Annotated in this window: 16 protein-coding genes and 1 pseudogene; 9 read left to right on the forward strand and 8 right to left on the reverse strand. The window is 67.2% G+C overall.

Translation table 11 applies throughout. From position 1 onward, the window contains the following. Nucleotides 1–162: 162 nt before the first annotated feature. From IF17_RS0135100 to IF17_RS0135125, 7 genes and pseudogenes are all read right to left on the reverse strand, one after another. Entirely contained in the window at nt 163–3,585 is a 3,423-nt protein-coding gene (locus IF17_RS0135100; protein ID WP_157851200.1) for a non-ribosomal peptide synthetase, read from the reverse strand. A gap of 121 nt (nt 3,586–3,706) precedes the next feature. Then, entirely contained in the window at nt 3,707–4,531 is an 825-nt protein-coding gene (locus IF17_RS0135105) for a phosphodiesterase (RefSeq protein WP_051884213.1), read from the reverse strand. Continuing rightward, on the reverse strand, nt 4,528–5,010 hold the full coding sequence (locus IF17_RS1000000139145) for a hypothetical protein (protein ID WP_157851201.1): 483 nt from the start codon (nt 5,008–5,010) through the stop codon (nt 4,528–4,530). Before IF17_RS1000000139145 ends, IF17_RS0135105 begins: the two co-directional genes overlap by 4 nt. A gap of 213 nt (nt 5,011–5,223) precedes the next feature. Continuing rightward, nucleotides 5,224–5,325 (reverse strand): annotated as a pseudogene (locus IF17_RS1000000140470) (hypothetical protein); the annotation flags it as partial. Then, nucleotides 5,322–6,365: an acyltransferase domain-containing protein gene (locus IF17_RS0135115; RefSeq protein ID WP_030575132.1), complete on the reverse strand. Its 1,044-nt coding sequence runs from the start codon at nt 6,363–6,365 to the stop codon at nt 5,322–5,324. The pseudogene IF17_RS1000000140470 and the gene IF17_RS0135115, both read right to left, overlap by 4 nt. Further along, nucleotides 6,362–7,420: a MupA/Atu3671 family FMN-dependent luciferase-like monooxygenase gene (locus tag IF17_RS0135120; protein WP_030575134.1), complete on the reverse strand. Its 1,059-nt coding sequence runs from the start codon at nt 7,418–7,420 to the stop codon at nt 6,362–6,364. The genes IF17_RS0135115 and IF17_RS0135120 overlap by 4 nt, the downstream gene beginning before the upstream one ends. Before the next feature lie 218 nt (nt 7,421–7,638). After that, nucleotides 7,639–8,790, reverse strand: coding sequence for a nucleotidyltransferase domain-containing protein (locus IF17_RS0135125; protein WP_030575136.1), 1,152 nt, complete (start codon nt 8,788–8,790; stop codon nt 7,639–7,641). 881 nt (nt 8,791–9,671) lie between these two features. Between IF17_RS0135125 and IF17_RS0135130 the strand changes: the two genes are divergently transcribed. From IF17_RS0135130 to sbnB, 4 genes are all read left to right on the forward strand, one after another. After that, nucleotides 9,672–9,929 (forward strand): phosphopantetheine-binding protein, encoded by a 258-nt coding sequence (locus IF17_RS0135130; protein WP_051884215.1) that lies wholly within the window; start codon nt 9,672–9,674, stop codon nt 9,927–9,929. 80 nt (nt 9,930–10,009) lie between these two features. After that, nucleotides 10,010–11,206 (forward strand): acyl-CoA dehydrogenase family protein, encoded by a 1,197-nt coding sequence (locus IF17_RS0135135; protein ID WP_030575140.1) that lies wholly within the window; start codon nt 10,010–10,012, stop codon nt 11,204–11,206. Nucleotides 11,207–11,225: 19 nt separating this feature from the next. Beyond that, on the forward strand, nt 11,226–12,176 hold the full coding sequence (gene sbnA, locus IF17_RS0135140; protein ID WP_030575142.1) for a 2,3-diaminopropionate biosynthesis protein SbnA: 951 nt from the start codon (nt 11,226–11,228) through the stop codon (nt 12,174–12,176). A 41-nt stretch (nt 12,177–12,217) separates the two neighbouring features. Beyond that, complete coding sequence (gene sbnB, locus IF17_RS1000000140475) at nt 12,218–14,878, forward strand: 2,3-diaminopropionate biosynthesis protein SbnB (protein WP_078616159.1); 2,661 nt, start codon at nt 12,218–12,220, stop codon at nt 14,876–14,878. Nucleotides 14,879–14,916: 38 nt separating this feature from the next. Here sbnB and IF17_RS0135155 read toward each other — a convergent pair whose 3' ends face one another. Beyond that, entirely contained in the window at nt 14,917–16,011 is a 1,095-nt protein-coding gene (locus IF17_RS0135155; protein ID WP_051884216.1) for a PseG/SpsG family protein, read from the reverse strand. A gap of 27 nt (nt 16,012–16,038) precedes the next feature. Here IF17_RS0135155 and IF17_RS0135160 point away from each other — a divergent pair, with 27 nt between their 5' ends. The 5 genes from IF17_RS0135160 to IF17_RS0135180 all read left to right on the forward strand — a co-directional run bounded on the left by IF17_RS0135160 (nt 16,039) and on the right by IF17_RS0135180 (nt 24,644). Next, the gene (locus IF17_RS0135160; RefSeq protein ID WP_051884217.1) at nt 16,039–16,989 is read left to right on the forward strand and encodes an NAD-dependent epimerase/dehydratase family protein; all 951 of its coding nucleotides are present in this window, start codon (nt 16,039–16,041) and stop codon (nt 16,987–16,989) included. A 2-nt stretch (nt 16,990–16,991) separates the two neighbouring features. Next, nucleotides 16,992–17,990, forward strand: coding sequence for a UDP-N-acetylglucosamine 4,6-dehydratase (inverting) (gene pseB / locus IF17_RS0135165; RefSeq protein ID WP_030575150.1), 999 nt, complete (start codon nt 16,992–16,994; stop codon nt 17,988–17,990). Then, a complete protein-coding gene (locus IF17_RS1000000137280) occupies nt 17,987–20,881 on the forward strand; it encodes a condensation domain-containing protein (RefSeq protein WP_078616160.1) in 2,895 nt (964 codons plus the stop codon). The genes pseB and IF17_RS1000000137280 overlap by 4 nt, the downstream gene beginning before the upstream one ends. Nucleotides 20,882–20,958: 77 nt before the next feature. Further along, nucleotides 20,959–22,857, forward strand: a complete 1,899-nt coding sequence (locus IF17_RS0135175; RefSeq protein WP_244890582.1) for an ABC transporter ATP-binding protein — start codon at nt 20,959–20,961, stop codon at nt 22,855–22,857. After that, nucleotides 22,854–24,644 carry an ABC transporter ATP-binding protein gene (locus IF17_RS0135180; RefSeq protein ID WP_030575157.1) on the forward strand — a complete coding sequence of 597 codons (1,791 nt, stop codon included), beginning with the start codon at nt 22,854–22,856 and terminating at the stop codon, nt 24,642–24,644. The genes IF17_RS0135175 and IF17_RS0135180 overlap by 4 nt, the downstream gene beginning before the upstream one ends. Nucleotides 24,645–24,996 lie beyond the last annotated feature (352 nt).

A 24,996-nucleotide genomic window follows, 5' to 3' on the forward strand; every position in this document is an offset into this window, starting at 1 on the left:
GACGCCCCGCCACCACCCGGAGAGCACCCAGCAACACACCCACATCCACAGCACCGGAAAGCCTCAAGACAAACGGCACACCATACGGCGCAACCCCACTCCCCAATTCCTCAACAAACCACAAACCCTCCTGCTCCACCGAAAGCGGAAACTCGAACTCCGTCATCGAGTGACTCCTTCAGTGCGACGGCTCGCGCTCCAGGCACGGGCCAGGCCGGCCGTTGGACCGGTGGCGTCGTTGGTGGTATCGCTGGGGGAGGTTGCAATGAGGGGGCCGTCGAAGTCACTGCCCAGCAGTGTCGTGGCTCCGGCCACGGTCGGGTTGTCGAAGAACGTCCGGACCGTCAGACCGCCCGCAGTCCGCGAGTTAAGCCGGTTCACCAAACGGATCGCGTGCAAGGAGGACCCGCCCGACGCGAAGAAGTTCGCTTGCCGGTCAGCTGGCCTGCTGCCCAGAACCTCGGCCCACAGGGCCGCGACCAGCTCCTCCTGCGGGCTCCAGGCGACTGGCGCCGACAGGTTGGCCGACCCATCTTCCAGGGCCCGAAGCGCACGCCGGTCGACCTTCCCGTGTCTAGTCACCGGGATCCGGTCCAGCGGCCGGAACAGCGAGGGCACCAGGAAAGCGGGCAGCGAAGCCGCCATATGCTCTCGTAGCCGGGCCGCCTCTGGAGCCGCCTCCAGCGCTGGCCGGTAATAGGCGTGCAGCCGTACACCCCCCTCACCGGTCACCGCCGTAACCGCGGCCGCCTCCACCTGCGGGTGCCGCACCAGAATGGCTTCGAGTTCGGCCGGCTCTACCCGGTAGCCGCGGACCTTCAGCTGGTCGTCCAGCCTGCCGTGGATCTCGAGCTGCTCGTCGGGCGTGATCCGCCCTAGGTCACCGGTCGGGTAGCCAACAGTCGGTGCTCCCGCCAGCGGGATGATCGGACCATCAGCGTTCAGGAACCCGGTGGCGAGCCCTTCTCCGCCGATCCACACCTGGCCGAGGACGCCCTGCGGAACCACCGAGAGCTCCTCGTCCAGGACCCGCACCGTGCTACCCGCCAGGGGCTGCCCCACCCTCACCCGGGGCTCGCCGTCGTTCGCCGACCGGGCGGCCAGCGTCGATGTGGTGGCCCAGATGGTCGCCTCGGACGGCCCGTACAAGTTGGTGACCTCACAGCCTGTGGCGACCAGCCGGGCCGCGAGTGCGGGCGGAAGGGCGTCTCCGCCGACCAGCACGCGCAGCGGCGGCTCGGGCGACCACCCGGTCTCCAGCAGGCACTCCCAACCGAACGGCGTGCTCTGGAGCATGGTCGCTGATGTGCTCCGGATCCGGTCCAGAACCTCGTCGATCCCGTTCGGCAAAACGGGGGCGACGTCGACGCGCCCGCCTACACACAAGGGCAGAAGCAGTTCGAGCAGTGAGATGTCAAAGGTGACCGGGCTGGTCGCAACCAAGGTGTCGGACGCGTCGACCCCAAGGCGCGCGGCCAGTGCGGAAAGCCGAGAGGCCAAGGCCCGGTGGCCAACCAGTACCGCTTTGGGCTCGCCGGTGGTGCCGGAGGTGAACATTACATAGGCGCCGCCCCGTGGTTGACGAAAGGCCTCCGTTGGCCCGGTCGACGGCTGGACCCGGTCGAGCCGCACGCCTGGTATTCCCCAGGACTCCGCCCGGGCACTGGTCCGCTCGTCCACCAAGACGGCGCGGACCCCGGCGACCTGCCGCATCGTGGCTAGCCGGGCGTCGGGTTGGTCCGCTCCGAGCGGGACGCACACAGCGCCCGCCTGCCAGACCGCGAGCAGAGCGACGGGCAGCTGCTCCGTTCGCTCTAGCAGGATGCCGACCCGATCCCCCTCGACCACCCCGGCCGCGGTGAGGGCTTCGGCACCGATGGCGACCAGAGCGGCCACGGTGGCGAAGTCGATGCTTCCCCGCCCGCAACTGACGGCGACCGCTCCCGGACGCACGGCCGCTTGCCGGACCACCGCGGTCAGCACGTCGTCGGCCGCACCGTCCGCCCCTCCACCCGCCGGCTCGCCGACCAGTATGGCCGGGGTCGCCGAGCGGGCTGAAGCGGCGAGTACCCGGGCAGGCTCCTCGGTCAGCGTACGTAGCACCAGACCGAGGTCCTTCGCCATCCTCCGTACAGCCTCGCCGTCCACTGCCGAAGGGTCGAACCGCCAGACGGCGGCGAACTCGCCACCGGTCTCCTCGAACTCGAGCTGGAGGTCCAGGAAGGCGTGGGCGGAGTCGAGCCGCCGGAGCACCCAATTCCCGCTCGCGGTGTTGACCGCGCCGAACCTGTGGTGGTGGCCGACCAAAAACTGGTGGACCGGGTTCGTCCGGTGGCCCCGCTCTGCCCGCAGTCGGTTGGCGAGCAGGAGGAACGGGACGCTCTCGCGGCGGTAAGCGTCTAAGGTCGCCCGCCGCACTTGCTCGATCAGCTCGGCTCCGGTGTCACCCCCACGCAGTTCGACGCTGACCGGCGCCACGTTGGCGTGGAAGCCGACTCCCTTCGGACCGCTACCCGGCTCCAGCCGGTTGGCGCACGGGACGCCGAGTGTGAGTCGCCGCTGGCCCGAGTAGTCGCCGAGTACACGCGCGGCAGCAGCGAGCAGAACCATGAAAGGCGTGGCCCCATGTTCCTCCGCCGCCGCCCTCACCGCTGCGCTCAGTCCTGCACCCACCGGGCAGCTGACCGTCTCACCTCTGTACGAGCGCAGGGCTGGCGCCCCCTCGCCGGCCGGCAGCGCGGCCGGAGGAGCAAGCGGTCGAAGCGCGTCAGCGGCGTCGGCCACCCGGTGGTCCTCGATCGACCACTCCGAGCGCTGCCAGGCCGCGTACTCACGGTAGTCCGTATGCTCGGATTCAGCGTCGCCCGGCCCTTCGTAGAGCCGGATGAGGTCGGTAACCGCGACTCGGACCGAAAACGCGTCGAGGATCGCGTGGTGTGCGCTGACCACTATCCGGGTCACCTCGTCCCCGACCCGGACGGCCTCTGCGAGAAGCAGCGGCCCCTCCGTCATGCCGCCGATGGCGGCCGACAGTCGGGCGTGCGAAGCCAGCACCACCGCGTCAGCGTCGCCGGTGGCCACCTGGTGGTCAACCACGGCCAGCTCTGTCACCGGCCCAGCGGCTTGCAGCAGCCGCTCGTCCTCCTCTGTAAAGCGCAGGCGCAACGCGGTGTGCCAGTCTTGCAGGCTACGCCAGGCAGCCTGCAGACGGCCTGGGTCGACTGGTCCGCGGTGCTCCAAGTCGAAAGAGAGCACGTAGGCCCTGGTGCTCTGCGGGTCGATCTGTTCGCTCAGCCAGAGCTGCTCCTGCTGGTACGAGACCGGCACGGAAGCCCCGGGGGTGGCCCGCACGATGGGCCGGGCCCGGTGACTTGGCGAGTCGGAGGCACGAACCACCAGCCCTACCAACTCCCTTGGGGTCGGCGCCTCGAACAAGACATGCAGCGGCAGATCGGCGGCCAGCTCATCGCTGATCGCGGCCGCAGCCTGCATCGCGAGAATGGAGTCCCCGCCGTGGGCGAAGAAGTCCTCGTCCACGCCCAGCGGAGGCTGTTGGAGAACCTCACCAAGGATGCGGGCGAGCAAGGTCTCCAGGGGACTGATCTCAGCTACGGGCGCGGACACTTGATGGGGCCTCTCTTCTCTCGATGGATGTACACGAACGGCTGGACGGTCGGGGTGGTACCGGCTGCGGCGGGAACTATGGTCAGGACCTGCGGGGAGCTGCGGAACGGGTCCACTCGGACCGGTCCCCCTCTTCCAGCGGCAGCAGATGGGAGACGACACCGGTCTCGCCCGCAAGGTCGACGGAGTGAACCGCGAACCCCGGTGGCTCCGTGGTATAGGCGCCGTACCCGGGCGAGAGCCGGAACGCGCAAGCGCGGTAGGTGCTCGGGGCGGTGACCACCTGGGCTGTGCCAATCCGTCCTGATACGGTCCGGTGCACGTGACCTGCCAGGACCCCGAGCACCTGGGGTGCAGCAGCGATCACCTCTGCCACCTTGGCCCGGTTGAGCAAGCCGATCTCGTCAAGGTACGGGATGCCCACCTCAATCGGCGGGTGGTGCATCGCCACCACGGTGGGCCGACCGGGCTCGGCGGCCAACGTCTCGCAGAGCCACGCCAGCCGCTCGCCGTCGAGCAGACCCCAGTGTTCACCCGGGACAGTGGTATCGCACACCACCACCCGGAGGCCTCCGAGGTTCGCCACATATTGGAAGGCGCCTTCCGGAGCCGCAGGTCCGACTGCCCTCGGGTGGAGGGCAGCAGCCCTGATGCCCTCGTCCCGGTCGTGGTTGCCCTTTACCAGGAGGACCGGTACTTGCGCCCGGTCCAGCAGCCGCTCGAACTGCCGGTACTGGTGCGGGCTGCCGTCGTGTGTGAGGTCGCCGGTGATAATGACGGCCGTCACCGGGGTGCCGAACCGGCCGAGCCGGTCGAGCGCAGTGGCCAGCCCGTGCTCCGCTCGGTGGTCGGTTTCGTTTACCCGCAGGTGAGTGTCGCTGAGGTGCGCGAGAAGGATCCTGGTCATGATCGGCCATCTGATGCGGGGACCGCAGCTGCGAGCAGCTCCGGGGCGTGGTGCCGGATGGCACTCTCGCAGGCTGACAGGTAGCTTTGCGCAGTCTCCACGGTGATCCGCTGCGGCAGCCCAGGGACGATTCGGTCCAGCAGCGGGACATGCCCGAGCAGGGGCTGCCCGTACGCCTGCTCCACCGCGTCGCAGGAGCCGGGGCAGCCGGTCAGTACGTGACCGGCCACCTGGGTGCCGGCGGCCGCGAACCAGGTGCTTTCCAGGGCACCGATCCGCTCCTCGGGGTAGTGGCCGGGGCATCTGGCGAGGATGTAGGCGGTAGCGTCAACGGCACGGGGCGCGAGAACATTCGGAAGGTCGGCGGCCGGGTCGGCGTCGCCGATACCACCGGCACCCTCGATCACCACGTGCTCAAAGGTCGCCACGAGTGCGTGAAGTGCGTTCAGTACAGCGTCGTGGGCGTGCTGATACGCCACGCTGGGGAGGCTGGTGAGGTCGGCGGAATCACTCCCGTGTAGGCGGACCGTCCCGAGGCGATGGCCCAATAGTTCCGCCTCGCCCCGGTCGAAAGCGGAGCGTCGGACAACGACCGGCCCGACCCTCGAGTCCCGGGACAGCCCGGCGGCAAGGAGGTGTCCCTCCATCCCGCTCGCGTGCGGATCGTCCGTGACCAGCACGGCCTTGAAGGGGGTGACCCGGCTGCCACGGGCCGCGGCAGCCGCACAGAGTCCGATGGTGGCCATTGACTTCCCCACCCCTGGGCCTCCGGCGAGCACTATCGAGACGCTCACAGTGCACCCCTAACGACCTCGGTGCCCTCGGTGTCTCCCCGGACGCTCAACATCGGGGCCAGCTCGGCGACGGCCCGACGAAGCGCCTCCAGCTGCTCCTCCACCGTCCCGGTGGCCAGCGGCTGGGTGGCCGTGCAGGCGGCCTCGACATCCGGCAGTGCCTCCAGGAAGCGGGAAACAGACCGTCCCGGGCCAAACTGCACAAAGTGCCATGAATAGTCAGGGATCTCATCGATCAGCCGACGGGCTGCCGCAGCAAACAGGATAGGCTGCTGGAGGTGCCTGACCCAGTGTCCCTTCGGCACGCCGCTGGTCAGCGGCTCGCCGGTGACGCTGGAGACGACCGGGATAGTCGGCCTCCGTTCGGGTAGCACCTCAGCCAGCTCACGGAGCTCGGCCCAGTGAGGCGGTTCGATCGAGCGGTGGCCTGCGACCTCCACGTCGAGCAGCCTGCAGACGTCCCCGGACTGCTCGAACATCGACTGAGCCTGCCGTACAGCCTGGTGACTGCCCGTCAGCGCGAAGTGTCGGTCGCTGTTTTCGGCGGCTGGGCGCAGGCCGGTCTCTGCTAACACTCGAAGGTATTGACCACGGTCCGCGACGGCGGCGACCATGGCTCCGTCCGCGCCGGTGACCAGAGCATCGGCCTGAAGCAGGGCGATATGCAGCGCTTCATCCTCGGTGAGCAGCTCCGCTAAGACGGCGGCGGCCAGTTCTCCGACACAGGTGCCGATCACAGCACCGGGGGTGACCCCGGACTCCTGGAGGTGGCGTGAGAAGCCCAGGTCGAGGAAGAGGCGCAAGCCCCAGATGCCGTCCAGTTCTCGGAAGTCTGTCCGCCGACCGGCCACGGCTCTGCGAATGCCGTCGGCCGCTGTGGGCCGACCAAGCCCTTCGAGCAGGTCGGCGCCACGGCGCAGACTGTCGCCGATCGCCGGCACGCTCCAGGCCAAAGCCGCCAGCCGCTCGTCGTGGAAATCGGCGGCTCCGGTGAAGACAAAACAGTACCGCTTCGGACGCGAGACCTCGGGACCGGTCACGCGCTCACCCCGGAGCGGACGGTGTCGGCACGGCGCACCAGGTCGGCGATCAGCGGCAGCGCGTCCAGCACTGCCCTCTCCTCGACCCCGAAGTCGACCAGGCAGGCGATCTCGTCCACTCCGCACTCGGCCAGACCATCCAGCAGACCTTGGACGTCGGCCACCGTCCCGATCGCCGCGGCCTGGTCCATCAGCCGATCCGCCGCCCGTTCCACGACGAAGTCCAGGTCGTCGTTTGAGAGTTGACTTAGGTCAGCGCCTTCTCCCGAACTGCCGGTCGCCCACAGGTCCATCGACCCACGCAGGTACTCCTGGATCGGACCGGCGCACCGGCGCCGCGCCTCCATCGGGTCGGCGGCGAGGAAGGTGTGCAGCATGACGGTGACAGTGCCGCCCCGGGTGGAGTTAGCGTGTGGCCGGTAACCATCTCGGTAGGTGGCGATGTTGGCGCGCAGGCGCTCCAAGTCCTGGCCCAGAAGGTGGGTCAGGACGTTGGCACCGAGGCCACCGGCGGTCCGGAACGTCTCTGGCCGTCCAGCACTGGTCAGCCAGACCGGAAGTTCAGCCTGTACCGGGCGGGGGAAGGTGCGGACCTGCACGGCCGCTCCCGACCGGTCGGTCCGGGTAACCGCCCCGCCGGACCACAGGGTCCGCACCTCCTCGAGGGTCCGCTCAGTGGCCTCCCGCCTTTCCCGGTATGGGCGTTGAGCAAGGACGAAGTCCTGCTCGCGCCAGCCGGAGGCGAACGAGACCCCGGCCCGGCCACCCGAGATCCGGTCGACCACCGCCCACTCCTCAGCGACCCGGACCGGGTCGTGTAAGGGTGCAACCAGACTGCCTGCCCGCAGCCCCACCTTCGAGGTCACCGCGGCGAGAGCTGCCGCCGTGACCGCGGGGTTGGGGTACTGCCCGCCGAACTCGTGGAAGTGCCGCTCCGGCATCCAGACGGCGTCCAGGCCGGCCTGGTCCGCGAATTGGGCCCCCCGAAGAAGCAGCTCGTAGTCGGCCGCCGACGATTGCCCCGCGTGCGCGAAGTAGAACAGACTGAATTTCAAGACTTCTCCCCCGGAACCATATGAGGTGGTTCCGAGCCCGGTTCGGAAGTGCTCGGAACGGTGACTGCCATACAGACATACTCCTAATGAATATCTGGCATGCGGCCGTTACGGTCGCCAAAGAGCTCTATGTCGAGGGGCCCTCTGGTTCGAAAGTCGAACACCGCCAGGCGAAGATCTGCGCTGTTACGAGTACCGCCCCGGGGTGATTACCTCTCTCAATCCCGAGGTGTGGGACTGCTTGCCTTTACCTCGTCTGTTCGGCGAGGGTCAAACAGACGCTGCAGGAAGGGACGACTCCAGCGCTGCGGCTCTCCCTCAATGGCTCCGTACTCGTCCAAGTACCCACAGTCGTCCGGGCGCAGAGCCGAGAGCTCTGCCGTCGGCACTGCATCCGGATACAGCAGTGCTGCGTGATGCATGGCGTAGTACACACTCTCTACTACGCCAAGATCCTTGGCGCGCTGCCGAACGGCAGGCCATTTGTCGGCCTCGCTGATGCGACGGCAGACCAACGCGATGTCCAGAAACTTCAGGACGTCAAGGTCGCCACCCTCGGTGACGTAATACAATGCGGTCGCCTTCATGTGAAGGTTCGCGCAAAGGTCGAGGAACTCGTCCTCCGGAGCCAGGGTGAAGCTTTGCTCCCCGCAGAGGGGCCCCCCGATGCGGCGCTCCAGAAGCCCATTGGTGAACTGAGCACCGTCGCGTCGGGTCTGGAAAATGTTGGTGCAAATGTCAACGACGAAAGTATCAATTCCATCGCGCCCACACATCTTCTGGTAAGGGAGTTCAACTGGCATGCTGAGGCGCCAGAAGGTTCTGGTGCCTCGACTAAATGGCTCGATACGCTGACCATCCAGTGCCAACTTGCCTTGAACGTAGCCGAGGTCACGGAGGACCGCGCCGGCGGCTGCCGTATCACCTTTCTCGACCATAACATCCAGGTCGCCCATCGGTCGCAACCCCATGTCCCCATAGATTCGCTCTCCGAGAACTGGGCCCTTCCGGATTGCGTAGCGGAGTCCGGAATCGTTGAGCGCGATCAGGGCCTTCCCGAATTCGTCCACCAGGGACACGTTTCGGCTCTTGTTTCCGTGATAGGTAAAGATGTACAGCCCGGGGTACGGGATCAAGGAGGGCCCCCGAGCAGCGCGATGCAGCCCGTGATGGATGATGTTCCGGCCAACCAGAGGCAGAAGGCGCTGGCGCGCCGCCTGGTCGACAAAGAAGCCCCAATCAAACTCTCGACCATAGTCTGCGAGCCGCGCACGGCAGGCAGCGACCCGACTTTCATCGATGTCGAGATCTGCCAATAGCAGAAGAAGTTCAATTTCAGGACGTAGCTGCGGGGATTCAGATACATGCATGCCGTGTAGCCCTCTCGCGTGAAATGTGAAACAGCCCCTCGGCTCGGACACCGCGTGCGCACTCCGGCTACGGCTTCAACAGCTGTAGTTATCTCCCCATGAAACCGCCCCACTCGCCCGCAGTTGAGAGGTCAAGCAGCCTCTCACGCGAGGGGATCATCGAGTCGGCGCGAGCGCGCCCCTGTGAGCTTCACCCCTGGTCACACACGGAACGCTCGGGTTGCACCGCAGAATGGCCAACCCATCCCCCCCAACTCAAAGCCTTGCCAATGTTGCCAAGCAATCCATAACGAGCCGAATTAGACATTCGTCGCCGAGAATGAGACGCGACCCGGAAGGTTGAGCCTGGTCCAGACCAATAATCCTGGGCAAGAAAATAGCCTTCGTCAAGGCCTTTGTGATGCAGGTCACAAGGGCGGACGTAAGTCCACTCGAGTGCCTAGGAGTGCTATCACAGCAACGTTCACTCAAAGGCCCTGGTCACGGAACCAGCCTCCCCGATCGCCCCTTCACTCCTGAAGATGCCGGCAGCGCCGAGAGTTTTCGGCCAACCAATGGCGAGATTACGCAAGGTCTCCATCGCGACAGGACCAGAGCCAGCACTCCCAGGCATAACCATCAATCTGGAACGCCAGGAAACGCGATCAGACCCTGTCATCAGATGGTCTAGACATGGATCGGGGGAGGTGGTTATGTTGGCGGCGCATCGATCGCTCTGCTGACAGGTCGATTACATCTAGCCATCAAAGAGAAGCTGCGCACCCTCCTGTTTCAGGGGCAAGTACGCGACGAAGCCGCGTGAGCCTGATGACAGGTTTTCCAAGTTCGTAAGCTGATCTCGTTCGACTGGCGGGGATTTTCACAAGGAGGACGAGCAATCGATGCTCGCACCTATAGACACGATCACGCCCGAGATGATCGTCAGCCTGATTCAGGCTCACGTTCCCGACATCACTGCAGAGCAGCCGCTGTCCGCAGATACGGACTTGTGGAGAGCTGGAATGGATTCCCTGTCCAGTGTTTCCGTAGTCGTTGCCGTGGAGGAGCAGTACGACGTGGAGTTCCCCGATGAGTTACTGACTCGGGAGGTCTTCTCCACGGCTGCCGCGATCGCCGCGGCGGTCCGCACCCTCCTGTGAGGAACCATCAGTTCCGGCCCTGAGAGCGGAACGCATCGCCGGTTCAAGAGAGACCTCGGAAACCCAAGGGAAGTAGACGTATGTGTGCCGCGATTGTCGCGCTGGAGGATGCGGAGTCCTCGCGAAGCGAGCGACTGGCAAGTTCCGTCGATGCCGTCACTCACGCAGCTGCCCAGCATGCGCGAGACGTCGACGCGGGGGCCCGCATGCCTATGGAGGCGATTGCGACTTTGCGAGAGCGAAACCTGCTGGCGGCCGTCGCCCCGCGCGACCTCGGAGGCCCGGGGCTGAGCGTTCGAGAACTTGCGGCTGTCGCCGGGAAGATCGCCCGCAGCTGCGGCTCGACCGCCATGGTGTGGGCCATGCATCAAGGACAGCTGGCCTGCCTGTGTCGGCACCACGGCGACGTTCCCGAACTCGTCGAACTGGCGCGGACCGCCGTGGCCCGGCAGTGGCTGATCGCGTCCGTGACCAGTGAACCCGCCGGCGGCGGGGACATCCGCACCAGCGCGGCGGCCCTCGTCCCCTCTACGGACGGCAGCGGGACGGCGACCCTGGTGAAGGACGCCACTACCGTGTCCTACGGGGCGGCGGCGGACCTCTTCCAGGTGACCGTCCGTCGGACCCCCGAGGCAGCGGCAAACGATCAAGTCCTCGTCGCCGTGCGGCGGGATCAGGCAACCCTGGAGCAGCGGGGCACCTGGGCCCCCCTCGGGATGAGGGGGACCAGCAGCCCCGGATTTCGGCTCACCGGGACCGTCCCCCAGGAGCAGATCCTCGGAGGCCTGTTCGCGGACATCGCCGGTGCCACTATGGTGCCGCTCACCCATACCCTGTGGGCCGCCGTCTGGCTCGGGCTGGCCGGCGAAGCCGTCAACAGGGCCGTCAAGGTGTCCCGTCGACGGTCGGTCAGCCACCCCGGTGGGGACGCCGCGCGGTCGGCGCTCGGCGAGGCTCGCTGGCGCCTCGCCTCCCTCGAAGCCCTGCTCGCCGACATGACCGTACGCACCCAAGAGGTGCTGGACGAGGGTGCGCAACCCACCGCGGGCCAGAGCGTTCGCACCAACGCGCTGAAGGTGGCCGCGTCCGAGAGTGCGCTGGAGATCGCCCACCTGAGCCTGCGGGTGTGCGGCATGGCGGGCTACTCCGAGGAGGGCCCCTACTCCGTCGCGCGCATCATCCGCGATCTCTCATCCGCTCCCATCATGATTAACAACAGCCGGCTACTCGACGCCACGGCGCAGCTGATGCTGATGGAACGTCAGCGAGACCGGTGAGCGGCCGGGAGGACCGATCATGATCTCCGTTTCCCGCCCGCACGAACTACTCGACTCCGGGATATACGTCGACCTGCGAGAAATCCTAGGTCTCAACCTCCACGTCAAGTGCGAGGGCTTCAATTTCGCCGGTTCCGTCAAGCTCCGCACCGCCCGCCGACTCGTCGAACAGGCACGGCTCGACGGGAACCTGCGACCCGACTCCGTGCTGGTCGAATCGTCGTCGGGGAACCTGGGCGTCGCGCTCGCCATGGTGGGCGCCAGCATCGGGCTGCGCTTCGTCTGCGTGACCGATCCACAGTGCACCACGCTCAACCTGGGCTTGATGAAGGCGCTCGGCGCCGAAGTGGTGGTCGTGGACCGGGCCGAACCCGACGGTGGCTTCCTGGCAGCCCGCAAGGAGCGCGTACGGCAGATGTGCGCGGCCGACGCGCGCTACCTCTGGCTCGACCAGTACTCCAACCCGGCCAATTGGCTGGCCCACTACGAGTCGACCGCCCCCGTCATCGCGAAGCACTTTCCCGGTCTCGACCTGCTGTTTGTGGGGACCGGCACCGGTGGCACCGCCACCGGGTGCGCGCGGTACTTCAAGGACCACGACGCCGGCGTCCGGGTCGTCGCCGTGGACGCAGTGGGCTCCATCAGCTTCGGTGGCCTCCCAGGCGTGCGTCGGATACCCGGTCTCGGCGCAAGCCAGCGGATGCCGCTGGTCGAACCGTCCCTGTACGCCGCAGTGCAAATGGTCGAGGAGGAGGACACCGTACGCATGTGCCGCACGCTCGCCAAGAGCGGTCTCCTCCTCGGCGGCTCCTCCGGCACCGTCGTCCGAGGCGCTCTGGACTGGCTGCGCCACAACGACCCCCACCAGGAGCTGACCGCGGTGGCCATCGCGCCGGACCTTGGGGAGCGCTACGTCGACACCGTCTACGACGACACCTGGCTGGCCGCCAACCATCCCGGCGCCCGATGACCCGCCCTTCACCGCCCAGCACGGAGAGAACACGATCGCCCATGGAATCTCAACGGCCCCTCCCCAGGTTCGGCATCGTCTCCGGAGCCACCGTCCACGCGGTCGTGGACGGGCGGCACGAGGAGATCATGGACCTCGTCGAGCAGACCTACCGTCTGCACGGCGAGGGCGGAACCACCAATCCACCTTCCTACTTCCTGCGCTTCGCCGACCGCCCGCGCGACCGCATCATCGCGCTCCCCGCCGCCTTGCGCGGGGAGGAGCCGGTCAACGGGCTCAAGTGGATATCCAGCTTCCCCGGCAACCTCGACTCGGGCATTCCGCGCGCCTCCGCCGTCCTGATCCTCAACGACGCCGATACCGGGTACCCGTTCGCCTGCTTGGAAAGCTCCATCATCAGCGCCGTACGCACCGCCGCCTCCGCAGCTGTCGCGGCACGCATCCTGAGCCGCCGCGGAAAGAAGCCGACTCGCATCGGCTTCATCGGCGCGGGGCTGATCGCCCGCTACCTCCACGAATACCTCACCGCGTCAGAAACGAGATTCGCCGAGATTGGGGTGCACGACCTGGAGCGATCGTACGCCGAGGCCCGAGCCGCCCAACTCCGCGCCACCCACCCCCACGTCACCGTCCACGACACGGCCGAACAGCTCATCAGGGGCTCCGACCTCGTGGTGCTCGCCACCACCGCGGCGGAGCCCTACCTCCACGAGACCGCGTGGTTCGCGCACCATCCGCTCGTCCTCAACGTCTCACTACGCGATTTGGCCCCGGACATCGTCCTCGACAGCATCAACATTGTCGACGACATCGAGCACGTCCTGCAGGCGAACACCTCGGTCCATCTCGCCGAACAGCGAATCGGGGACCGCAGCTTCCTGCACGGGACCCTGTACGACGTCCTCACCGGACGGATCGAGGTCCCGGACAACCGCACGGTGGTGTTTTCCCCCTTCGGCCTCGGCGTCCTCGACCTTGCACTGGGGTACTTCGTCCACCGGCATGCGGTGAAGCGCGGGCTCACCGTCGACGTCCCTGACTTCTTCCACGACACCGACCGGATCCACCCCCCGAAAAGCACCGCTCCCCACCCGCCGGAAGCGTTGCGGCCCCTGGCGCTGGCTCCCGGCGCCCGCCAGCGGGCGGTCCAGCGGCACCGGTCCAACCCGGTCCCCGTGGACACGGCCGGGCGGCTCTTCGACACGGTGAGGAGGTGGGCTGAGGAGCAGCCGGAGCGGGTGGCCTTCGTCGAGGGCGACGACACCATCGCGTACGGCCCGTTCTTCCGGCGGATCCTGGAGATACGCGCCTTGCTGACCGACCGGGGGTGCGGAGTGGGAGACGTCGTCGCCTGCATCGGCGACCGGAGCTCGGACACCGCGGCCCTGTTCATCGCGCTGGAAGACCTCGACGCGCTCTACCTGCCGGTCGATCCGGCCTGGCCCGCCGCCCGGGTCGCGGACGTCCTCCGGCAAGGCGGAAGCCGCTACGTCGTCGAGTACGGGCGGGACGCCCAGGGGAGCCGACTAGCAGTACGCGCCCAGGACCCAGGCGCCGACCGGACGACGGTGCCCGGAGCGGGGGTGGGCGAGCCGCGATACATCATCTTCACCTCCGGCAGCACCGGACGCCCCAAGGGCGCGGTGGTCGACCAGACCGGCATGATGAACCACCTCTGGGCCAAGGTCCACGACCTAGGGCTGACTGCCGACGACAGCGTGGCCTTCACCGCACCCCTGGTCTTCGACATCTCCGTCTGGCAGATGCTGGCCCCCCTGTTGGTGGGGGGGCGAGTGGTGGTCTTCCCAGCCGAGGTCATGCTATTCCCGCGACGGATCTTCCGCGCCCTGGAGCGGACGGAGGTTACCGTCGCGGAGGTGGTTCCCAGCCTCGCCACCGTCCTCGCCCAGGAAGCCAGCCGGAACACTGAGCAAACCTCCCTGCCCGCGTTACGTTGGCTCATCTCCACTGGCGAGGAGCTGGTGCCGAGCCTCGCCGAACGCATCCTCACCGTCCTGCCCCACGCCCAGTTGATGAACGCCTATGGGCCCACCGAGTGCTCCGACGATGTAACCCACCACGTACTCACCACGGCCGATCTACGACGCAACCGGCTGCCCGTCGGGCAGCCCATCGCCAACGCTGTCCTGTACGTTCTGGTGTACGACCCCGACACCGGCACCTGGGACGCGGCCGAACCCGGCCGGGCGGGAGAATTATTCGTCGGCGGGGTGCCGGTTGGTCACGGATACGTGGGCGACACTGCGGCCACGAACGTCGCCTTCCATCGCGACACACTCGATCCCGGATCGCCGACCGGCCGCCTGTACCGCACCGGGGACCTCGCGCGCATCGACCAGGACGGCGTGCACTACCTCGGGCGCACCGACCGACAGGTCAAGGTGGGGGGTGTCCGGATCGAACTCGGCGAGGTCGAAGCGGCGCTGAGCCGGCACCCGGAGGTGGAGAGCTGCGCGGTCTCGGTGGCCGCCGATGCCGGTGGACGTCCGGAACTCGTCGCCCACTACGTGGCGCCCGGCGAACCGCAGATCGACGACCTGCGGAACCATCTGTCCGCGGCGCTGCCCGCCGCCATGGTGCCGAAGCAGTGGGTGCGCCTGGCCGCCATGCCCCTGACGGGCAACGGGAAGGTCGACCACCGGTCCCTCCCCGGGCGGCAGGAACGTGGCATAGCCCCGTGACCCCTTCGAAGCCGCACTTCCGCGCCAGAACCGGAGGATCAGCGCCGTCGACCCTCGATGAGAGCGATCAGGGCCTCGGCAACTCGGGCGCACCCCTGTCCGTCCACCGCCTCTGCCCCCCGCCGAGCGAATTCGGCACGCTCCGCCGGACTAGTGAGCAGTCGGCGCAGCTGTGCGACACCGTCGCCCCCGGCTCCGTCGGTAGCACGCAGCACTTCGAGACTTCCCAGCCCGGCGACCAGGGCGTCGCCGAGTACCGCCTCGTAAAGCGGCTGCTGGGACACGGTCACTGTCACCACGGCGACGGCGCAGCCGATGCACAGCAGGTCGAATACGGAACTGCCCGCCGCCGTAACGACAAGATCCGAGGTGCGGGCGAGTTCCGGCAGGTGTGCGACGGGTTCGACCACGTGGACTTGTTGGGCCGTTCCAGTCGGCAACGCCTTGATCGCACGGGCCGGTTCAGAACCGGTGGCCACGGCCGTCATCCGCAGTGGCGCGCCGGTCGCGAGCAGCGCCCGAACCGCAACGGGGACTCCGCCATAGGGATCGGTGGCACCGAAAAAGCACAACACTTGCGGGGGTTCGGAGGGGTTGACGACGGTCCGTTCCGCTCGGCGCCCGGCGGCGAGCACGGCGTCGCGGATCAGGGCGTGGCGGTACCCGCCGAGCCGACGGGCTCCTGCAGGAAGAATGGTTCCGATTTCGCCTCCGCCCGGGGACTGATCGACGTACAGGTCGGCCTCCTGTGCCCGGGTGGCCCCGTCGATCAAGGCGGCCACCACGATCCCGGCCGACCGAAGGGCCGAGGAGCACTCCGGGGCCAGCGTGTGCGAGTCCAGGACCACCGCGTCGAGGGCCATCTCCATTGCGACGCCGGCCAGTTCAGCTGGATCTTCGGGTCCCGGCAACACCGGGATCCTCTGGTCGTCCACGTACTCGCGGAGCCAGGCCGGACTCGCAGCCCGGCCAAGCAGGAACACCTCGGCGCCGCGTCGGCGCAGCTCGTCGGAAAGGGCGAGGCAGCGCATCACGTGCCCCCCGCCGATGCGCGGCGACGCATCAGCTCGCAGGCCGATCCGCAGCCCACGGGCAGAGCCCGGGGCAACGAGCGTGCTGCTGTCGAGGGCCATGGTCACGAAGCTCCTACGGAGGAAGGCATGCGCGTATTGATCACTGGGGCGTCCGGCTATCTCGGGCAGACAGTGGTGCACCGCCTGGTTACGGAGGGGTTCGCGGTGACCGCGCTCCAACACCGCACCAGGCGGTGGTGGCCTTCGGCCGTCCGGGTACGTGCGGGGGACTTACTCCGGCCGGCGGGTCTGACGGAAGCGGTCCGGGACGTCGAGGCGGTGTGCCACCTCGCTGCCGATACGACGGTGCGCCAGACCTCCGAACACGCGGCCGAACTGCAGCGGCAGGTTATCACCGGGGGAACCACCCATCTGCTGGCCGCGATGGAGACCGAGGCCAAACGCCGCGGTACTTCTCTGGTGTTGCTCAACCTTTCCAGCTCTGCGGTGTATGGGCGGGGCACCGGCAGCCCCCTGCGCACCACAGACATGGCCAAACCCCGGAGCCCCTACGGCGCCGCCAAGCTGGCCGCCGAGAAGGCCATCGGTGCCACAGCCGCCGGCGGTCGCATCGGGGCGATCAGCCTGCGTCTGTTCAATGCCGCCGGTCGCACACCCTACGGCTCCGCGCCCAGCCCGGTCACCCTGATTCCCCGGGCAGTGGCTGCCGCGAGCGGACACTCGCCGGCCCTGACCGTCAACGGGGACGGCAGCGCCGTGAGGGACTTCGTCCACGTCCGTGACGTCACCGCCGCGGTGGCCGCCTCCCTCGTCCGTACGGTGCCGGGAACTCACAGCGTCTACAACGTCGGCGCCACCCCCGCGAGCGTGGCCGAGGTGCTGGACGAGGTTGGGCGGTACGCCGGCAGGAACGTGCCGGTGCGATATCGGTCGGCCGACGAGAGGGACACCCCCCACCTGGTGGCCGATACGGCCGATGCCAGGGCCGCACTGGGCTGGGACCCGGTCCGCTCCGGGTTGCCGCACATCGTGGCGGAGCAGTTCGACGCCTCTTACCACGAGCACAACAGGAGTTGAGAATGTCGCAGACACTCCAGGGATCCACCCTGCTGGTCACCGGGGCCACCGGTTCTTTCGGCCGGGCGCTCATCGGGCACGTCCTGGACCACCACCGGGCGGCCCGCGTCGTGGCCTACTCGCGGGACGAGCTCAAACAGTACGAGGCCCGCCGCCACTTCGATGACGACCCCCGGCTGCGGTGGGTCATCGGCGACGTACGCGACCGGGAGAGACTGCTCTCCGCGATGCGAGGCGTCGACCACGTCGTTCACGCGGCCGCCCTGAAACAAGTGGACACCGGGGAGTCCAACCCCTCGGAGTTCGTCCGGACCAATGTCCTGGGCTCGCAGAACGTGGTGGACGCTGCGATCGAAGCGGGTGTACGCAAGGTCGTGGCCCTCTCCACCGACAAGGCGTGCCGTCCCATCAACCTGTACGGCGCCACTAAGCTCGTCGCGGACAAGCTGTTCATCGCGGCGAACCTCCAAACGGCCGACGCGGAGGCACGGTTTGCGGTCGTACGGTACGGGAACGTCCTCGGGAGCAGGGGATCGGTGGTCCCGTTCTTCCGGGAGACGGGACGCGCCGGGAAGTCCCTGCCCATCACGGACAAGCGGATGACCCGGTTCTGGCTCGGCCTTGACCAGGCGATCCGCTTCGTCGTGGAATCCCTGGACCTGATGCAGGGTGGTGAGCTGTACGTCCCGCGCATACCCAGCATGCGGATCGTCGACCTGGCGCGGGCGGTCGTACCGGACGCCCTCATGCATGAGGTGGGGCTTCGCCCCGGCGAGAAGCTCCACGAGGAGATGATCCATCCCGACGACGCCGCTAGCGTGGTCCGGCTGGGCAACCGGTACATCGTGCAGCCGACCCTCGGCGACGCCTGGGACTACCGGCAGCCCGCCGACGCCGTACCGGTACCGAGCGGGTTCTCCTACTGCTCCGACCAGAACAGCCAGTGGCTGACCGCCGACGACCTTCGCACCCTGCTCGGCCCAACGGGGGTCCTGTCATGACCACAACCACGCCTACTCTACGTGCTTTGGCCCGCCGCCTCGCCGACTATGCGGTGCTCGCCCATGACCCCGCGGTGCCAGCCGCCACGGCCGGCTACTGGGAGATGAGCCGCGCCCACTACACAGCGATCGACGACGTAGTGCGCGGATTCTCGGCCAAGGACGTTGCCGGGGCACGGGCGTACCAGGCACTCGCAACCGCGGCGCACGATCCGGCTCACCACCGGTTGCTCACTGGGTACTTGGCGGGGATGCTGCACCGGCACCCGGCCGAGCAAGCCCGACTCGGCGCACTGGTCGCCGCTAGTGACCGGGAGATTTGGCTCGACCACCACCTCGGCGACCGGCACACACCAGACAGGGCACCGCTCGGGCTCAAGGAGGTACACGCCCTGGCCGGGCCCCGGGTGAGACCACCCGGGGCCGACCCCCGAGTGCACGTGGTGATTCCCTTCCGCGACCGAACTGGCGAGGGCCGCGCCCGCAACCTGCTCGCCTGCCTGATCGCTCTGCGTGACCAGGACTACGCTATCGGCTCGGTCCAAGTCACCGTCGTCGAGACCGACGTCCACCCTCGCTGGCGAGAACTGATCGAGCCACTGGTCGACTCCTATGTGTTCGCCGCCCACGACGGCCGATTCAATAAGTCCTGGGCGGTCAACGTTGGCGTGGTCACCGAAGGCGCCGGGTCGGTCTACACCTGCGTCCTGGATGCGGACATCCTGATTGACCGCTCCTTCGTCCGCCGTAACGTCCGGCGGTTCCTGGACAACGGGCACACAGCACACGTCTGCTGCGACCAGTCCCTCTCCCTAGACGGCCCGTCAACAGCCGAAGCCATCGCCCGGCGGTGCGGAGCCGGAGACGCCGACGTGCCGCTAGACGTGCTGCGTGGAGTCCTGCTGCGGGAGCCGCCGGGCGGTGCCCTGTGGGCACGCAGCGACGCGTACGAAGCGGTCAGCGGCTTCGACGAACGCTTCGAGGGCTGGGGCGGCGAGGATGAGGACATCACCCGCAGGTTGCAGCGGAGCGGCGACTTCCGGCGCTACGGTGACGCACCGCTGCTGCACCTGGACCATCCGCGCCCGGCAATGCGCGACAGTGAGCAACAACCGTTCAACGCCCATGTAAAGATGGAAACTTGGGACGGCGGTGCCGGCTACGGCGACCCGTTCGCGTACACCGGCATCGCACCACGCTCGACTGCCGCGATCGCATTCTCGGCCACCGCTCGGGTTCCCGGCCCCCTAATGTGGGGGCAACGTCTGCTTTGGAATGACTCTCAATGGCTGGGAGAGAACGACCACTACTTCAACATGACCGTGAGCGTGCCTGTCCCGCCCGGATGCCGGCTTACCCAAGTCCTGGATTGTCTGCAGCACCTAGTCCATCGCCACGAGGCTCTGCGCAGTAGGGTGATTCTCACTCCCGCGGGAGCACCCCTCCAGGAAGTCCTGCCCTCAGGATCGATCGACGTCCTACTTGCGGAAGCCTCCCCGGACACGGTAGAGGACGTCGCCGTGCAATCGCACGCGGAGCTGTTCGGGCGCTCCTTCCGCTTGGCCGACGAATGGCCGGTGCGGCCCTGTGTCGTCTCGGTCCAGGGCCTCCCCGCCCACGTCACGCTGGTCCTCTCGCACGTCTTCGCCGACGCCGGTGCGGCAGCGGTTCTCGCTGAGGAGTTGACAGCGCTGCTGGCAGGAACCACAGCCGACAAACTGCCGGGGCAGCCCCCCGCGCAACCGCTAGACCGTGCCGCTTACGAGGCCTCCCCGCCCGGCCAGAGACTCTCGGCGATCGCCCTGCGCCGACTGGAAAAGCAGCTTCGGTCGATCCCGCAGACAATGTTCCCGGGCCCGGTGCTCAAGCCCGATCCATACCGCTACCGTCGGATGGAGATGCGCTCACCGGCCCTGACCGAAGCCTTGCGCCGTATTGCCGACCGGGAAAAGGCCAGTACATCGACTGTGCTGCTGGCCACCGTCGCCCTGGTGCTCGCGGCCGCCACCGGCCAGCGAACCGCAGTGTTCAAGACTGTACTCGGCAACCGTGCTTTCCCTGGTCTGGAACGGCTGGTGGGCAACACCCTCAGCAACGGCATCGTGCCAGTCGGGATCAAGGACGCCACCTTCGCCCGTCTGGTAAACGCGGTCGGCCGAGTCACGATGGGCAACCTGCTGCGCAGCCAGTGCGACCCGACCGAGCGGGACGCGGTGACGGCTGCGGTCTCCCACGAGCGGGGCGTCCATGTGGATCTCTCGGTGTTCTTCAACGACACCCGTGACATCGCCAGAGGGCGGGAACCTCACATGCGGCCAGAAGCGGATCTCGAAGCCCTGTCCGCGTTGACCCAGACGTCCTGGGTTGGTGAGTGGGAGCGGCAAGATGCCAAGTTCTTCTTCCACACCCGGTCGGACCGTGACTGCGACCCGGTATATGCGATGGTTGATACCGCCTTCCTGGCGAGCGCATCCGTCGACGCCCTATTGCGCGGTCTCGAACGCGTCGCCGTGCGGGTGGCCGAAGCGGACACACCGATCCGAGAGCTTCGGGAACTTCTCGAGAAGCACGGCACCGGTGCCCCCGCCCGCGGCCCTGACTGGCTGCTGGTGGACCACTGCTGGATCCGGCCAGGAGACATTAGTGCGGCGCTCGCTGCGGCGCTCCCGGCGTGGCCGTCCGAGGTGTTGGTCACCGAGAGGGAAGAGGGGCCCATCCTCACGGCGCACGTCACATGTGACGACCCGTCGGTATCCCCGCAGGACTTGCACCGGGCCGTCGTCTCCGTCTTGCCGGACTTCCCGGCCGCTATGGCTCCGAGCCGTTACCTGATCACCTCGGCGGATTCTCCGCCTGCGGGCGCGGCCGGAGAACCGGTCGGCCCAACCTAGTGAAACCCCCGCCGCAGGAGACTCGCCGCTCCTCTCTCCCCAAGACCCGCCCTCCACTCTCGCGAAGGAGAACACCTGTGCCAGCGTCGCTGACCTGGTCGGCCGACGTTGTCGCTGCCGTCCGCGGACGAACGGGCCGTTGGGTCGAGATCACCCGTCTGTTGCATCGGGCGGGGACCCACGCCGCAGTCGGGTCACTGCTGCTGAACGTGGTACTCGGCATTCTCCCTGGCACGTTCGTCGTCGCCACGAGTGTGCTGCTCGGCGAGGTGCCGGGTCCGGCCGAGGCGCGCTCGGGACTGCCGGCGAAGGCCTTCACCACCCTGTTCGTGGTGGTCGGCGCCTTCGCGCTGCAGCACTTCCTGGCACCGTTTCAAACGGTAGTAGCGGAAGCTGTTGCCCGTCGTGTTGACGAGCATTGCATCGAAAGACTTTTCGAAGTGACGCTACGTCGGGCTCCGTTCCAAATCCTGGAGAACCCGTTCCACATCGACCTGATCGCCGACGCGCGGGCTGCCTTCGCCCGTGCGATGCCTACACCCGGCGAAGCAGCTGCTGCACTACCATTGCTGCTTGCCCGCTATAGCCAGCTGGCCACTGCGGTCGTGCTCGTTGGGTACGTGCTCAGCCCGCTTGCCGCTGTCGTCGCGGCCGCGACCTCACTGGCCATCCGATTCGGCGTGCGCGGAACGTTGGGTCGGTACGCGGTGCTCTGGGAGTCACTGACTCGGCATCGCCGCAGGACCAGCTACATGAGAGAGCTAGCGACCGGACTCCAGGCGGCCAAGGAAATCCGCATGCTGAACCTAATGCCGTGGTTGAGCGCTCGGTTCCGCAAAGAGACCATGGCCGAGTTGCAGCCGCTGTGGGAGGGGAGCCGACGCCTGCAGTTCTGGCCGTTCATCGCCTTGGCGGCCGTCGGATTCCTCGGTGGATCGACCATACTGGGCCTGTTGGCGTCGCAGACGTCGCAAGGGCGGGTCAGCCTGTTGGAGCTGGGCATCGGCATCCAGGCGGTCTTGATCACCATGCGCTTCGGTGTGGCGTTTCCGGAATGTGACATGCCGACCCAGTTCGGGATGAACTCCTTCCATGCACTGAAACGGCTGGAAAAGGTGTCAAGTCGCGCAGCCCACCAGACGTCTGCACTCGATGCTCCCGCACCTGCACCGCAAAACTTGATCGCCTTCGAAAAGGTCTCGTTCTCCTACCAACAGGGTGCTCCGGCAGTGCTCGACGGGCTCGACCTGGAAATCCCCGCCGGTAAGTGCACCGCCATCGTCGGTCTCAACGGGGCTGGCAAGACCACGTTGGTGAAACTGCTGGCCCGGCTCTACGAACCCACCCAGGGCCGGATCCTGGTCGACGGCGTCGACCTGGGCGACTGTGCCCCGGGAGCCTGGCAGCGTCGGATCGCCGTCATCTTTCAGGACTACCTCCGCTACGGGCTTTCGGCCGGAGAGAACATTGGTCTCGGCAATCCCAACCTCCTCGACGACAATGCGGCTGTGCTTGCCGCAGCCGAGAGCGCCGGGGCAAGCGGCATCGTGCGGAGTCTGCCCGAGGGCCTGCGCACGCCGCTCTCCCGGAACTACCCCGGCGGGCGTGACCTCTCTGGAGGTCAGTGGCAGCGGATCGCGCTCGCCCGAGCCCTGCTGGCCGTCCGTGGCGGGGCCACAGTCCTGGTCCTAGACGAACCGACCGCGCAGTTGGACGTACGCAGCGAAGTGCAGTTCTTCGACGAATTCCTGGCCACTTCCGGGGCTCAGGGCATCACCAGCGTCATCATCTCGCACCGCTTCTCGACCGTAAGGCACGCGGACCGGATCGTGGTCCTTGAGTACGGCCGGGTGCTGGAGCAGGGCACCCACGAGTCACTCATGGAGGCCGACGGGCGGTACGCGGAGCTATTCCGGTTGCAGGCCCAGCGATTCCACGACGAGCACGAGCGGGAAGAGACGGGAGCTACCCCATGAGGAGTGTTTGGACGTCCGCCTCCTACCTGCTGGCTCTGGGATGGCGCATCAGCCGCCGCCGCCTGGTCGTCTCTGTCGTGCTCTTGACAGTGGGCCACCTGTCCGCACCGATGGCGGCAATAATGCTGGGTGCCTTCTCCGAGGCCGCGCTCTCGGGGCGGACCGCCCGCGCCGTCACCCTTTCCGTCGGTATCGCCTTAGTCCTAGTTTTCGACCTGACCATGACGCACTTCGCCCACCTCACCTACTACGAATTGGGTCAGCTCGAACAACTCGCCCTCACCGAGGAGGTTGCGGGCATCGTCAACGGCAGCCCGGGTATCGAGGTGCACGACGATTCCAGGTTCAGCGAAACGCTGTCGATGGTGACCGACCGCCTGCTGCAGGTTCGGGCGGCCTTGGAGGCGGCACTGCTGCTGGGCAGCGCAGTACTGCAGGGTCTGCTGACCGCAGCAGTGTTGGCGAGCGTCAACCCCTGGCTAGCATTGTTGCCCCTAGCGGCCGTTCCCGCAGTGTTGGCCAGCACCCGAGCCCAGCGAATCGTGGACGAGGCCAGAAACGCGACCGCCTCGCACCTCCAGCTGTCCCGCCACTTGGTGGATCTCGGCACTATGGCCACGTCAGCGAAGGAAATCCGGCTCTTCGGCGTCCAGGATGCAGTGGTGGAGCGGCAACGGCGAGCGTGGCGCGCTGTCTCTAATCGCCTGACCACAGCGCAGTTCCGCGGCGCCCTGCTGCGAGCCGGCGGCCAGATAGGGTTCGCTGCCGCCTACGGCGTGGCTATCTGGCTGGTTTTGCGGGGGGCGGTCAGTGGCGAGGTCGGCATCGGACAGATGGTTCTCACCCTCACCCTCTCGGTCCAGGTCGGCGCTCAGGTCGCAACCACGCTGGGGCTAATCGGCAAGCTGCAGAACGCGGGCCGCATCGTAGAACTCATCGCCCAGCTGCGCTCGAGCGCGGCACCGGAGACCCTGTCCGCTGCGAGGGTGGCTTCGCTCCCGGCGGTCCTACGCGGCGAAATCCGTCTGGAGAGCGTCTCGTTCGTCTATCCCGGCACAGACCGGCTGATCCTGGACAACGTCTCCTTGACCATCCCGGCCGGCACCACTGCGGCCCTGGTCGGCGAGAACGGCGCAGGCAAAAGCACGCTCGTCAAGCTTCTCTGCGGCCTATACCGCCCTACGTCCGGCCGCATTCTGGTCGACGGTATCGACCTTCAGGATCTCCGCTTGGAACAGTGGCAAGCCCGAGTCGCCACCCTCTTCCAGGACTTCGCACGGCTCGAACTGCGCCTGCGAGAGAACGTAGGCATCGGCCGCCTCGACTTCATGGAGGACGACGACCGACTCCGGCAAGCCCTGAAGGCGGCGCGGGCAGACACTTTGGTGTCCGCTCTGCCGGACGGTCTCGATCAGCTTCTCGGGCACGCCTACGGAGACGGCTCGGAACTCTCCGGCGGCCAGTGGCAGTCTCTGGGGCTCGCCCGCGCGCTAATGCGCACCGACCCGTTGCTGTTGCTCCTTGACGAGCCGGCAGCCGCACTGGACGCCGCTGCGGAGCACACCCTTTTCGAACGGTTCGCCGCCGGCTCGAGCGTCGTCGGCGCCACCAACGGTGCGGTGACCCTCTTTGTCTCCCACCGTTTCTCCACCGTTCGCCTGGCCCAGCAGATCATCGTGCTCGGCAGGGGCCGTGTCATCGAGGCGGGCACACATGAGGCTCTCATGGCCGAACAGGGCTTCTACCGAGAGCTGTTCACCCTCCAGGCTGAGGCCTATGAAAAGTGAAGACCGAGCTTCTTTGGCTTGTCGCTCCAGTGCGGGGATGACTTTTCGCGATTGGTTTCATGCGGTTGGGTCTGCCTCCGGCCTGCGGAAGATACGTAAAGGCTTCAGGCCCGCGGCGCCGCACTCGACGGGCGCTCGTGCTGTTCCAGTGCCTGGATATGGGACTCTTCGGTGGGGGCGATGTCGCTCGCAGATCCCGATGATTCGGTGGGCACGGCACCGCCAGTTAGCCGGTGCACGACTAGTTTGGCCTTGAGCCTTTTCCAACCTCACGCTGAGGCGTGATGAAGGACGAGGACGGCCTGGACGATCGCTGTGATGCGGTTGGTGCTGCAGCGGAGTTTCCGTAGGA

The organism is Streptomyces cyaneofuscatus, from assembly GCF_000718135.1.
Lineage (GTDB): Bacteria > Actinomycetota > Actinomycetes > Streptomycetales > Streptomycetaceae > Streptomyces > Streptomyces cyaneofuscatus.